This is a genomic window from Streptomyces sp. NPDC052236 (assembly GCF_044548015.1).
Lineage (GTDB): Bacteria > Actinomycetota > Actinomycetes > Streptomycetales > Streptomycetaceae > Streptomyces.
In genome coordinates, this window is record NZ_JBIUBL010000003.1 from 83,797 (window position 1) to 96,659 (window position 12,863).

At 69.8% G+C, this 12,863-nt stretch carries 12 protein-coding genes; 2 read left to right on the plus strand and 10 right to left on the minus strand.

Annotated elements, in window-relative coordinates:
• Positions 1-45: 45 nt before the first annotated feature.
• The 9 genes from ruvA to pgsA all read right to left on the minus strand — a co-directional run bounded on the left by ruvA (position 46) and on the right by pgsA (position 7,953).
• A complete protein-coding gene (ruvA, locus tag ACIHCQ_RS07275; RefSeq protein ID WP_399658773.1) occupies positions 46-675 on the minus strand; it encodes a Holliday junction branch migration protein RuvA in 630 nt (209 codons plus the stop codon).
• Positions 672-1,238 carry a crossover junction endodeoxyribonuclease RuvC gene (gene ruvC / locus ACIHCQ_RS07280; protein ID WP_399658774.1) on the minus strand — a complete coding sequence of 189 codons (567 nt, stop codon included), beginning with the start codon at positions 1,236-1,238 and terminating at the stop codon, positions 672-674. Before ruvC ends, ruvA begins: the two co-directional genes overlap by 4 nt.
• Before the next feature lie 184 nt (positions 1,239-1,422).
• Positions 1,423-2,175 (minus strand): YebC/PmpR family DNA-binding transcriptional regulator, encoded by a 753-nt coding sequence (locus tag ACIHCQ_RS07285; RefSeq protein WP_399658775.1) that lies wholly within the window; start codon positions 2,173-2,175, stop codon positions 1,423-1,425.
• A gap of 62 nt (positions 2,176-2,237) precedes the next feature.
• Positions 2,238-2,816 (minus strand): pyridoxal 5'-phosphate synthase glutaminase subunit PdxT, encoded by a 579-nt coding sequence (gene pdxT / locus ACIHCQ_RS07290; RefSeq protein ID WP_399659161.1) that lies wholly within the window; start codon positions 2,814-2,816, stop codon positions 2,238-2,240.
• A gap of 14 nt (positions 2,817-2,830) precedes the next feature.
• On the minus strand, positions 2,831-3,787 hold the full coding sequence (pdxS, locus tag ACIHCQ_RS07295) for a pyridoxal 5'-phosphate synthase lyase subunit PdxS (protein ID WP_399658777.1): 957 nt from the start codon (positions 3,785-3,787) through the stop codon (positions 2,831-2,833).
• A gap of 61 nt (positions 3,788-3,848) precedes the next feature.
• Positions 3,849-4,394 carry a hypothetical protein gene (locus tag ACIHCQ_RS07300; RefSeq protein WP_399658779.1) on the minus strand — a complete coding sequence of 182 codons (546 nt, stop codon included), beginning with the start codon at positions 4,392-4,394 and terminating at the stop codon, positions 3,849-3,851.
• A gap of 747 nt (positions 4,395-5,141) precedes the next feature.
• Entirely contained in the window at positions 5,142-6,305 is a 1,164-nt protein-coding gene (locus tag ACIHCQ_RS07305) for a glycosyltransferase family 4 protein (RefSeq protein ID WP_399658780.1), read from the minus strand.
• The gene (locus tag ACIHCQ_RS07310) at positions 6,302-7,258 is read right to left on the minus strand and encodes a phosphatidylinositol mannoside acyltransferase (RefSeq protein ID WP_399658782.1); all 957 of its coding nucleotides are present in this window, start codon (positions 7,256-7,258) and stop codon (positions 6,302-6,304) included. The genes ACIHCQ_RS07305 and ACIHCQ_RS07310 overlap by 4 nt, the downstream gene beginning before the upstream one ends.
• The gene (gene pgsA, locus ACIHCQ_RS07315) at positions 7,258-7,953 is read right to left on the minus strand and encodes a phosphatidylinositol phosphate synthase (RefSeq protein ID WP_399658783.1); all 696 of its coding nucleotides are present in this window, start codon (positions 7,951-7,953) and stop codon (positions 7,258-7,260) included. Before pgsA ends, ACIHCQ_RS07310 begins: the two co-directional genes overlap by 1 nt.
• 280 nt (positions 7,954-8,233) lie before the next feature.
• Between pgsA and ACIHCQ_RS07320 the strand changes: the two genes are divergently transcribed.
• Both ACIHCQ_RS07320 and ACIHCQ_RS07325 read left to right on the plus strand, forming a co-directional pair.
• The gene (locus tag ACIHCQ_RS07320; RefSeq protein ID WP_399658784.1) at positions 8,234-10,441 is read left to right on the plus strand and encodes an elongation factor G-like protein EF-G2; all 2,208 of its coding nucleotides are present in this window, start codon (positions 8,234-8,236) and stop codon (positions 10,439-10,441) included.
• A gap of 178 nt (positions 10,442-10,619) precedes the next feature.
• Positions 10,620-12,275: a hypothetical protein gene (locus tag ACIHCQ_RS07325; protein ID WP_399658785.1), complete on the plus strand. Its 1,656-nt coding sequence runs from the start codon at positions 10,620-10,622 to the stop codon at positions 12,273-12,275.
• Positions 12,276-12,289: 14 nt separating this feature from the next.
• Here ACIHCQ_RS07325 and ACIHCQ_RS07330 read toward each other — a convergent pair whose 3' ends face one another.
• Complete coding sequence (locus ACIHCQ_RS07330) at positions 12,290-12,850, minus strand: HIT family protein (RefSeq protein ID WP_399658786.1); 561 nt, start codon at positions 12,848-12,850, stop codon at positions 12,290-12,292.
• Between the last annotated feature and the right edge of the window lie 13 nt (positions 12,851-12,863).

Sequence of the window (12,863 nt, forward strand, 5' to 3'; positions counted from 1 at the left end):
TTGCCTCGCGAGTTCAGCGGGTGGGTGGGCCAGGATGTGTGTGGTTCAGCGGGTGCGGTTCAGCGACTGGAGGGCGGCCTTCAGCAATTGCCCGACCTGGGGCGCGCCGCCTTCGGCGACGACCGCATCGGCCAGCGGGGCGACTCCGGCGACCGCCTCCTCGGCCTCGCGCGCGGCGTAGCCGAGGCCGATCAGGGCGCCGTGCAGCTGGTCGCGCCAGCCCAGCTGACCTGCGCCGCCGCTGCCGCCCTGCCTGCCCGGATGCGCTCCCACCGGCTCGCCGAGGCGGTCCTTCAGCTCCAGCAGCAGTTTCTGCGCGCCCCTCTTGCCGATGCCGGGCACGGTGATCAGCGCCTTCTCGTCGCCGGTCGCAACGGCTATCCGCAGAGCGTCCGGGGCATGCACGGCAAGCATCGCCTGCGCGAGGCGCGGGCCGACACCGCTCGCGGTCTGCAGCAGCTCGAAGACCTGGCGCTCGTCGTCGTCAGCGAAGCCGTAGAGCGTGAGCGAGTCCTCCCGTACGACGAGGGAGGTCGCGAGCTTGGCGTCCTGGCCGATACGCAGCTCGGACAGGGTGTTCGGCGTGCACTGGACGGCCATCCCGACGCCGCCGACCTCGATGACCGCGGTGGTGGGGGAGAGCGCGGCAACCGGGCCGCTCACAAAGGCGATCATGAGGTACGGCCTTTCAATACACGCAGCTGAACCTGCTGAGCTTGGAGGGCGACGGCTTGGAGGGCGACGGCTTGCTGGAGGCGGTTCTGCGCGGGAGCACGCCATATGTGGCAGATGGCCAGCGCGAGCGCATCCGCCGCGTCAGCGGGCTTCGGCGGGGCGCCGAGCCGCAGCAGCCGCGTCACCATCGCCCCGACCTGTGCCTTGTCCGCACGGCCGCTGCCGGTGACGGCGGCCTTTACCTCGCTGGGCGTATGCAGGGCGACGGGGATGGAGCGGCGGGACGCGCACAGCATGGCGACCGCGCTGGCCTGCGCGGTGCCCATGACCGTACGGACGTTGTGCTGGCTGAACACCCGCTCCACGGCGACGAATTCGGGCCGGTACTCGTCGAGCCACTGCTCGATGCCCTGCTCGATGGCGACCAGCCGGCTGCCGAGGTCCGCGTCCGCCGCCGTACGCACGACTCCGACGCCGAGCATCGTCAGGGGACGGCCCGCGACGCCTTCGACCACGCCGACACCGCACCGGGTCAACCCCGGGTCCACGCCCAGTACCCGCACGAAGCCCCTCCCTTCGATCGCCTGTTTGTGCAGGCTATCCGCTGCCACTGACAAACCGACGGGCCGACGGGTGTGTGTCCCGTCGGCCCGTTGACCGCTGTAGGCGCAACCATCAATTGAGCAACCCCAACGGTGCTCAGCCGCCTCCGCGAAAGCGGCGCCGGTTCAGTCGCAAAGGCAGCCCTCAGGCGCTCACTTTTTCCATGACGTCGTCCGAGACGTCGAAGTTGGCGAAGACGTTCTGCACGTCGTCGCTGTCCTCCAGCGCGTCGATCAGCTTGAAGATCTTGCGTGCGCCCTCTTCGTCCAGGTCGACCTGCATCGTGGGCAGGAAGTTGGCCTCGGCGGAGTCGTAGTCGATGCCCGCTTCCTGGAGCGCGGTACGGACCGCGACCATGTCGGTGGCCTCGCTGACGACCTCGTAGGACTCACCGAGGTCATTGACCTCCTCGGCGCCCGCGTCCAGGACCGCGCCGAGAACGTCGTCCTCGGACAGCTCGCCCTTGGGGACGATCACCACGCCCTTGCGGTTGAAGAGATACGAGACGGAGCCCGGGTCGGCCATCGAGCCGCCGTTGCGCGTCATCGCGACACGTACGTCGGACGCGGCGCGGTTGCGGTTGTCGGTGAGGCACTCGATGAGCACCGCGACGCCGTTCGGCCCGTAACCCTCGTACATGATCGTCTGGTAGTCGACGCCACCCGCCTCAAGACCGGCGCCGCGCTTGACCGCGGAGTCGATGTTCTTGTTGGGGACGGAGTTCTTCTTCGCCTTCTGGACAGCGTCGACGAGCGTCGGGTTGCCCTCGGGGTCGGCGCCGCCGGTGCGCGCCGCGACCTCGATGTTCTTGATCAGCTTCGCGAAGAGCTTGCCGCGCCTGGCGTCAATCACGGCCTTCTTGTGCTTCGTCGTAGCCCATTTAGAGTGGCCGGACATCTGCCTGTCTCCTTCGCGTAACCCAATCTTGAACGAACCCCAGGAATCCTACCGGGGTCGGTTCAGGCGGTGGCGCGCACCATGTCGGTGAACAGAGCGTGCACGCGATGGTCGCCCGTCAGTTCGGGGTGGAAGGACGTCGCCAGGACGTTGCCCTGGCGTACGGCGACGATATGGCCGGCGTGCTCGGCGAGCACCTCCACCTCGGCGCCGACCGACTCCACCCACGGGGCGCGGATGAAGACGCCGTCGACGGGTCCTCCGGCCACGCCCGCGACCTCGACGGCCGCCTCGAAGGACTCGTTCTGCCGCCCGAAGGCGTTACGGCGGACGATCATGTCGATGCCGCCGAAGGTCTCCTGGCCGGAGCGCGGGTCGAGGATCTTGTCGGCGACCATGATCAGACCGGCGCAGGTGCCGTAGACGGGCAGACCCGCCGCGATCCGCTCACGAAGCGGCTCGGCCATGCCGAACAGCGTGGCGAGCTTGGACATGGTCGTCGACTCGCCGCCGGGGATGACGAGGCCGTCGACCTCGGCGAGCTCCTCGGGGCGCCGGACCGGCCTGGCCACGGCGCCCGCCGTGGCCAGGGCGATCAGGTGCTCCTGCACATCGCCCTGGAGCGCCAGCACGCCGATCACAAGGGAGCGCTCCACTACCAGCCCCGGTTCGCGTAGCGCTCGGCCTCGGGGAGGGTGTCGCAGTTGATGCCCACCATGGCCTCGCCCAGGTTGCGGGAGGCGTCGGCGATGATCTTCGGGTCGTCGTAGAAGGTGGTGGCCTTCACGATGGCGGCGGCGCGCTTGGCGGGGTCGCCGGACTTGAAGATGCCGGAGCCGACGAAGACGCCCTCGGCGCCGAGCTGGCGCATCAGCGCGGCGTCGGCGGGGGTGGCCACACCACCCGCGGAGAACAGCACGACGGGCAGCTTGCCGAGCTCGGCGACCTCCTTGACCAGCTCGTACGGGGCGCGGAGCTCCTTGGCAGCGGCGTACAGCTCATTGTTGTCGTAGGCGCGCAGGCGGGCGATCTCGTGCTTGATCTGGCGCATGTGGCGGACGGCCTCCACGACATTGCCGGTGCCGGCCTCGCCCTTGGAGCGGATCATGGCCGCGCCTTCGGCGATACGGCGCAGAGCCTCGCCCAGGTTGGTGGCACCGCACACGAAGGGGGTCGTGAAGGCCCACTTGTCGCTGTGGTTGACCTCGTCGGCGGGGGTCAGCACCTCGGACTCGTCGATGTAGTCGACGCCGAGGGACTGGAGGACCTGGGCCTCGACGAAGTGGCCGATCCGGGACTTGGCCATGACCGGGATGGACACGGCGTCGATGATCTCTTCGATCATGTTCGGGTCGGACATCCGGGCCACGCCGCCGTCCTTGCGGATGTCGGCGGGGACCCGCTCCAGGGCCATGACGGCGACCGCGCCCGCGTCCTCGGATATCTTCGCCTGCTCGGCGTTGACCACATCCATGATCACACCGCCCTTGAGCTGCTCGGCCATGCCGCGCTTGACGCGGGCGGTGCCGGTCTCGGGGGTCTGCGGAGTGGTGGGGAGGGTGCTGGACACGGAAGGACCTCGCTCGGGGAAAGAGAGTGATTGCGCATTCATGCAACCCCTGCGGACCAGTCCACAGCAAGGGCCAATGGGAGGCCACTGGATCATTTTGTGTTCAGGTACCGGGGCGGTCGGCCAGCGCGACGGGCGCCTCGTCGTCCATCTCGAAGGCGAGGGGGAACGGCGCGTGGCCCGCGAGGTGGCACCAGCGGACCGTACGGTGGCGGCGCAGCGCCCGTGCCGCGCGCACCGAGTCGTTGTGGAACCGCCGGGCCATCGGAACCCGGCGCACGGCCTGCGCGAGCTCCCCCGCGGCCTCCTCACCGCCGGGAACCTCCCGCACGGCCTCGACCTGCGCCACCTCCCCGAAGACGGCCCGCAGCGCGGCGCTGAGCTCACTCTCGGCCACTTCGCGCTGCTCCTCCTCGGCCTGCCGGGCGGCGTGCGCGGCCTCGTAGAGCACGATCGACGCGGCGGGATCGAGGACTCCGGAGGTGGCCAATTCCTGGGTGACCGAGGCGCGCCGCAGCAACTGGGCGTCGAGGGCGGCGCGGGAGGCGTCGATGCGGGCGTGCAGCCGGTCGAGCCGGCCGGCGGTCCAGCTCAGGTACAGGCCGATCGCGACGAGGGCGACGACGATCCAGATGAGGGTTACGGTCACGGGCGGCAAGAGTACCGGGGGCGGCTCGGGCGTTGTCGCTCGCCCACCCCGCCTCCCCCATTCCCGAAACTGAGGGCTGCGCCCCAGACACCCTGCGGGGGCTGACGCCCCCACACCCGGACGCGGCAGCTGGGCGAGGGGGACGCGGGGCTGACCGCACCCCCGAACTCCAGCGGCTCCGCCGCGGAGCCGGTCACTCCTACTTCGCGGTGCGGCGGCTTCGACTGTGAGGGCTGGCGCCCCCACACCCTGAACTCCAGCGGCTCCGCCGCGGAGGATGCGAGAAACTGTGGGGCTGAACGCCCCACGCCCCCGCACCGGCCGGGCAGCTTCGCGCCCGGAGGGCGGACCTTCAGGGCTGACGCCCCCGCACTCCAGCGGCTTCGCCGCAGAACCGGTACGCATGAGGCCTGCGCCTCAGCTTGCCGTGCGCGCCGGCCCCGAGGGCCCAGGGTTCCCAGTGCGCAGGTCGCACAAAGCTCGGTGACCACGCGCCGGAGCCGCACATCGAATGCAGTGCAGTCCAGAACACGAGCCCCGGAGCGGCCCCAACCCGACACCCGCGAAGCCGGGCACGCCCGAGAAGCCCCAGGCCCGCACCCCAGGTCGGGGGTGACCCGCCAGGTCAGCCGCACCCCGCACCCCAGGTCGGGGGTGACCCGCCAGGTCAGCCGCACCCCGCACCCCAGGTCGCGGGGGTGACCCATCCGAGGCGGCCCGCAGGCCGCACCCGCCTACCCCCGCCCCCTACCCCCGCGCCAACCCGAACCGCGCCCGCAAGCCCGGTCCGCGTTCGTCCGCCGCCACCGAGGACGCGCCGTCCGTCACCGTCTCGTACACCGACAGCACATCCGCTCCCACCGTCGCCCAGTCGAAGCGCCGCACATGCGCACTCCCCCGCTCCCGCAGCTCCGCCCGCCGCCCCGGGTCGCCCAGCAGCCGTACCGCCGCGACGGCCAGCGCGTCCGCGTCCTCGTTCGCGAACAGCTCACCGGCCGCCCCCTGGTCCAGCACCTGCGCGAACGCGTCCAGGTCGCTCGCGAGCACCGGCGCGCCCGCCGACATCGCCTCGACCAGGATGATCCCGAAGCTCTCGCCGCCCGTATTGGGCGCGACGTAGACATCGACGCTGCGCAGCAGCCGCGCCTTGTCCTCGTCGCTGACCATCCCGAGGAACTCCACGCGCTCCCGCATATCGACGGGCAGCGACTCGACCGCCTCCTCCTCGTCGCCCCGTCCGGCCACCAGCAGCCGCGTATCCGGGCACTCCGCGAGGATTTTCGGCAGCGCCTTCATCAGCACGGGCAGGCCCTTGCGGGGCTCATCGATGCGCCCTATGAAGCCGAGCGTGCCACCCTGCCACTCCGCCTTCGGCTCGGCCTTGTCGAAGAAGCCGACATCGACGCCGTTCGGGATGACGACCGCGTCCCCGCCCAGATGTTCCACCAGCGTGCGCCGGGCGTACTCGCTCACCGCGATCCGCGCGCTGATCTTCTCCAGCGCGGGCTGGAGGATCGGGTACGCCGCGAGCATGGCCCGCGACTTCGGGTTGGAGGTGTGGAACGTGGCGACGATCGGCCCCTGCGCCGCCCAGCAGGTCAGCAGCCCCAGCGACGGCGCCGTCGGCTCATGGATGTGGATGACGTCGAACGTGCCGTCGTGCAGCCAGCGCCGCACCCGCGCCGCCGACAGGAAGCCGAAGTTCAGCCGGGCGACCGAGCCGTTGTACGGAACCGGGACGGCCCGGCCCGCGGAGACCACGTACGGCGGCAGCGGCGTCTCGTCGTCCGCCGGCGCCAGTACCGACACCTCGTGCCCGAGCCGGATCAGATGTTCCGCGAGGTCCCTGATGTGGAATTGGACGCCGCCCGGTACGTCCCAGGAGTACGGGCAGACGATGCCGATCTTCACCGCGGCCGCTCCTCAGTAGAGGAATCGGCACGTGCAGACGAATCGGCACGGCCGGAGGGATCGGCCCGCGGCTCAAGATCGGCGAGCCACAGTCGCTGCAGCATGTGCCAGTCCTCCGGGTGCTCACTGATCCCCGCGGCGTAGACATCCGCCAGCGCCTGTGTCATCAAGGACGCCTTCTCGGCCGTCGTACCTGTCTCCGGCACCTCGATCGGCGCGTGAACCTGCCCCTTCAAGTACGGCGGCTCCTCGTACCACAGCGTCACCGGCATCAGCAGCGCCCCCGTCTGCTGCGCCAGCATCGCCGGCCCCGCCGGCATCCGCGCGATGTCCCCGAAGTACTCCACCTCGACGCCCGACGCCGACAGATCCCGGTCGGCGACCAGACACACCAGACCACCTTCACGCAACCGCCGCGCCAGCGTCCCGAACGCCGAGCCGCCCGTGTGCGGCAGCACCTCCATGCCCAGGCTCTCGCGGTAGGCCACGAACCGGTCGAACAGCGACTCGGGCTTCAGGCGCTCGGCCACCGTCGTGAACGGGACGCCGAGAGCCCTGGTCATCCAGACGCCCGCGAGATCCCAGTTCGCCAGGTGCGGCAGCGCGAGGATCACGCCGCGCCCCGAGGCGAGAGTCTCCTGCACCACATGGATGTCCTTGATGTCCACGCTGTCCCGCAGCTTCTCCGCGCTCCAGCCCGGCAACCGGAAGGACTCCATCCAGTACCGCATGTACGAGCGCATCCCGGCCTTCGACAGCTCCACGAGCCGTTCGGGGCTCGCCTCCGGCACCACCCTGGCGAGGTTTGACTCCAGCCTCAGGACGCTCTTGCCGCGCCGCTTCCACGCGATGTCCGCGATCGTACGGCCGAGCGCCGCGGACACCGGCTCCGGCAGTTTCTTGACGGTGCTCCAGCCGACTCCGTACAGCCCATCGGTCAGACGGTCCCGCATCACGTCGCCTCAGCCTCGCTCCCCTGTGCCCCCGGCGCACCCGGCGCCCCTGGCGTCCCACCCGCCGCATCGGCCTCCGCCGACTCACGCCGTACGGTCACCACCCGCTGCCCCAGCGTCACCAAACTGCCGCCGGCGACCACCCACAGCGCGATCGGCAGCAGTACGTCGATCCCGGGCACGCCGAAAGCGTGCATCCCGGCCAGACCCGCCGCGACCAGTGAGATCACCAGCCGCTCGGCCCGCTCGACGAGGCCATTGACGGCCACCGGCAGGCCAATCGATTCACCACGTGCCTTGGTGTACGAGACGACCTGGCCGCTCGCCAGGCAGAAGATGGCGACGGCGCACAGTACGTTGTCATTTCCCGTGCCCGCGTACCAGAGCGCGAAACCGCCGAAGATCGCTCCGTCGGCGACCCGGTCGAGCGTCGAGTCCAAAAACGCCCCCCAGCGGCTCGAAATCCCCGCCTGGCGCGCCATATTGCCGTCGACCATGTCGGAGAAGACAAACAGCGTGATGACGATCGTGCCCCAGAAGAACTCTCCCCGGGGGAAGAAGACCAGCGCACCCACCACCACTCCCGTCGTCCCGACCAGGGTGACCGCGTCGGGGCTCACCCCACGTCGGAGGAGAAATGCGGCAAACGGTGTGAGGACACGCGTGAAGAATGCACGCGCGTACTTGTTCAGCATGGCCTTCCCGAGGGGTCGGTGGGCCGCGCGGCCCTCATGGCCACCGGCTGGCCCATCGTAGCCAGGACTGACAGCCGCCACCGCCGGGCACCCGGCCTCCCGCCGTCACGTAAGACGTATGGACGCACCGTGACGAGAGTGGAAAGCTCGAAAGACCACCGCGGGCATCGCCGGAGCTGCCCCCGGACTCGTCCGGCGACCCCTTCCACGGCTCCCCGCGCCCGCGGCCCTCTCCGCACCGGGCCATCGGCTCCGGGCAATCGATCGGGAGGCAGAAATCATGGGCGACAAGGCGAGTGCACACACCGGAGCCGCCGGCAGGGCGGCTACGGCCGACCAGCCCTCATCCGTACGGAACGTGGTGCTGGTCGGCCACAGCGGATCGGGAAAGACAACTTTGATCGAGGCCCTCGCGCTCACCGCGGGAGCGCTCAACCGCGCGGGCCGCGTCGAGGACGGCGGCACGGTCTCCGACTACGACGAGATCGAACACCGGCAGCAACGCTCCGTACAGCTGTCCCTCGTCCCCGTCGAATGGGACGGGTTCAAAATCAATCTCCTGGACACCCCCGGGTACGCCGACTTCGTCGGGGAGCTGAGGGCCGGTCTGCGAGCGGCGGACGCGGCCCTCTTCGTCGTCTCCGCAGCACAGGAGGCCGACGCGATCGCGGGCACCACCCGCACGGTGTGGGAGGAGTGCGCGGCCGTCGGCATGCCGCGGGCCATCGTCGTCACGCACCTGGAGACCGCCCGCACCGACTTCGAGGAGCTGACCCGGGTCTGCGGACAGATCTTCGGCGGCGACGACCCCGACGCCGTACTGCCGCTGTATCTGCCGCAGTACGGAACACAGAACCCCGACGGCCACGCCCCCGTCACCGGCCTGGTCGGACTGCTCTCCCAGAAGATCTTCGACTACTCCTCCGGCGAGCGTAAAGAGGTCCCGCCCGATCCCGCGCAGACGGAGCTGATCGAGCAGGCCCGCAACCGGCTGATCGAAGGGATCATCTCCGAGAGCGAGGACGAGACACTCATGGACCGCTACCTCGGCGGCGATGAGATCGACCTCAGCACGCTCATCGAGGACCTGGAGAAGGCCGTGGCGCGCGGCAGCTTCCATCCCGTGCTGGCCGCCGCCCCCGCGCCCGAGGGCGCCAAGCAGGGGCTCGGCACGGTCGAGCTGCTGGAACTGATCACCCGCGGCTTCCCGACCCCCCTGGAGCCCGCCGCCCCCACCGTCACCACCCCGCAGGGCGCGGCGCGCCCGCAGATCAGCTGCGACCCCGACGGGCCGCTGGTGGCCGAGGTGGTCAAGACCGCGTCCGACCCGTATGTCGGCCGGATCTCCCTCGTACGCGTCTTCTCCGGCACCCTGCGACCCGACGAGACGGTGCATGTGTCCGGACACGGGCTCGCCGACCGCGGCCATGAGGACCACGATGTCGACGAACGGGTCGGGGCGCTCTCCGCGCCCTTCGGCAAACAGCAGCGCCCGCTCGCCCACGCCATCGCCGGGGACCTGGCCTGCGTCGCGAAACTGGGCCGCGCCGAGACCGGGGACACGCTCTCCGCCAAGGACGACCCGCTGCTGATGGAACCGTGGACGATGCCCGATCCCCTGCTGCCGCTCGCCATCCAGGCACACACCAAGGCGGACGAGGACAAGCTCTCCCAGGGGCTCTCGCGGCTGGTCGCCGAGGATCCGACGATGCGCCTGGAGCAGAACCAGGCCACCCACCAGGTCGTGCTGTGGTGCCTGGGCGAGGCCCACGCGGATGTCGCGCTGGAGCGGCTGCGCAGCCGCTACGGCGTCCAGGTCGACGTCGTACCGCACAAGGTCTCCCTTCGGGAGACATTCGGCAGCAAGTCGGCAGGGCGCGGCCGGCATGTGAAGCAATCAGGTGGACACGGCCAGTACGCGATCTGCGAGATCGAGGTCGAGCCACTGCCCGCGGGCTCCGGCATCGAGTTCGTCGACAAGGTCGTGGGCGGCGCGGTGCCGCGGCAGTTCATCCCGTCCGTGGAGAAGGGCGTACGCGCCCAGGCGGCGCGCGGCGTCGCGGCCGGGCACCCCCTGGTCGACGTACGGGTCACGCTCCTGGACGGAAAGGCACACTCGGTGGACTCCTCCGACGCCGCCTTCCAGACGGCGGGCGCGCTGGCGCTGCGCGAGGCGGCGGCGGACGCACGGGTCGATCTGCTGGAGCCAGTGGCCGAGGTGCAGGTCCTGGTGCCGGACGAGTACGTGGGGCCGGCCATGAGCGACCTCTCGGGGCGGCGCGGCCGGGTCGTCGGCACCGAACAGGCGGGCGGGGGGCGCACGCTCGTCAGGGCGGAGGTGCCGGAAATCGAGATCGGGAGGTACGCGGTCGATCTGCGGTCGATCTCGCACGGGACGGGGCAGTTCAGCCGGGCGTACGCCCGTCATGAGCCGATGCCGCCGCAACTGGCCGCCAAGATCCGCGAACAGGCCGAAGCCGGCTCGTAGTTGGCGATCGCACCCCGCTTGCCGCCCGCCACGCCCTCTTGCGGCGGGCGGCATTTGGGTGTCCCCTGACGGAGGCGGCGTACCCCCGATACGCTGTGGTGCCCAGCTCAGAAGGTGTGCGGGGCGCGGTAGTTGGGAACAGGCCGCAGTGCGGACGTATGCGGCGATGGGGGCGGAAGTGGCCAACGACGTTTTTGATTTCTCTCCTGGAGCTCAGATCCCGCTCCAGGGCTCGGCCGGGCAGACAGCGGCGACGCATGCGCTCGCCTCGGCCGCGTACCGGGACAGCCCGGTCGCGGACATCCTCAAAGCCAATAGCGAATGGCACAAGTCCGAGGTGAAGGCGGGCAAGTTCTCGCTCTTCGAACCAAATCTGGGCGAGGCGTTCTCACGCGCCGTGCAGATGAGAATGCTCGGCGGCGCACGCAACGCGCTCATCCAGTCCTTCGGCACCGAACCGCAGACCGTGGTCGAACACTGCCTGGCCGCCACCCGTATCCGCAAGGAACGGGACGCCAAACTCACCGGCGTGATGGCCGTCTTCGGACTGCTCTTCCTGCCCGGAATGCTGGTCTGGATGGGCATCTTCCAGCTCCGCCGGACGATAGCGGGCGCCCAGAACAAACGGGCAGGGGCGCTGGGCACGGCGCTGCTCGCCGGCATCGCCCTCCTCGCCGTGGTCTTCCTGGTCCGGCTGCCCTTCAGCGGATTCCTCGGGTACTACGTACGCGGTCTGATCGTCGCCCCGGTCATCGGCTGGGTGCTGGCCAAACGGATCTGCGAAACGTCGGCGAAGGACATGCGCAGCCGCTGGGACAGCCTGCTCTCGGGCGGCGGCCTCGGCGCGAAGGTGCCCGAGGCGGTGCCGGGCCACCCCAACGAGACGGCACGCGAACAGCTCCGCCAAGGCCTGCACAAACTCACCGCCGAGCAGCAGTCCAACTCCGTCTTCTACGCCGGGCCCAAGGGCATACTCGGGATGGGCACCCGCTGGGGCAGCTGGCAGCTCGCCGAGGAGCTCATCTCCAAGGAGCCCGGCAAAGAGATCAACCAGTTCCGCAGCTGGGACGTCATACGCGCCATCCACGACAAGCTGAAGATGATGGAGCGCGGCCCGCTGAACTCCGGCGGCTTCCCCACCCCCTCGGTCAAGCACTGGATCGTGTCCCCGGTCGGCGAAAACGCCGGGGCGGTGTCCCGGCCGGAGGGCCAGGACGTGGAGAGCTTCCAGGTCAAGGGCCACGAAATACAGCGGATCTGCAACCACCAGCAGTTCGGCGGCGGCAACCGCCACTATCTCGGCATCCAGTTCACGCTCTGGGACGGCCAGTTGGTGATCACCATGATGATCACCGTCACCGTGCTCCACGAGACCCTGCGCATCGAGGTGACCGGCCACGCCCTCGGCCCGGTGCACTCCCTGTTCACGACCAAACCCGAGCCGAAGAAGGTCACGGTAAGCAAGACGATCCGCTTCTGGGAGACCGTCGACCGGATCCTGCCACTGGTGGAGACCCCCGAGGTGGTACGCCTCGCGGTCCGCGCGCCCTTCACCTGGTACCCGCCGCTGCTGGACTTCCTGGGCGGCAAACTGGTCCTGCCGGAGCCGTTCGGACTGCGCCACGCCTGGGCGGAGAAGCCATGGCGGCACCGGTTCATGGCGGACGACGCCATGCGCGCGGCTACGCCGGTGCTGCGGGTGGCGCACGCCGCGGCGATGAAGGTGCTGGAGGAGAACGGCGTGGACACGGAGCGCTTCGGAAACCGCTCCTCGATCGTGGGTGGCATGGTCCAGGACCCGACACCGCGGAAGGCGGATGTCTACGACGCGTGATCAGTCCCTGCTGGTCAGTCGGTGGGCCACGCGTCGGCGAGCATCTTGCGGGTGTCCGCGAGGAGCTGCGGCAGCACCCGCGTATGGCCGATGACGGGCAGGAAATTGGTGTCCCCGCCCCAGCGAGGCACCACATGCTGATGCAGGTGCGCGGCGATCCCGGCGCCTGCGGCGTCGCCCTGATTGACGCCGATATTGAAGCCGTGCGCACCGGAGGCGGCACGCAGCGCGACCATCGCGCGCTTGGTGAACAGGGCAAGCTCGGCGGTCTCCGCGTCGTCCAGCTCCGTGTAGTCGGCGACGTGACGGAACGGGACGACCATGAGGTGTCCGCCGTTGTAGGGATACAAATTGAGTACGGCGTACACCCGCTCGCCGCGAGCGATGATGAGGCCGTCCTCGTCGGATTTGGCCGGGATGGAGCAGAAAGGACAGCCATCACCCGCCCCCGAGCCGGTTGGCTTGTTCTCCCCCTGGATGTACGCCATGCGATGGGGCGTCCACAGTCGCTGGAACGCGTCAGGCGTCCCGACTCCGATCTGCTGCTCCGGCTCACTCGTCATGCGGGTCAGCATATTCGCTGGGGGT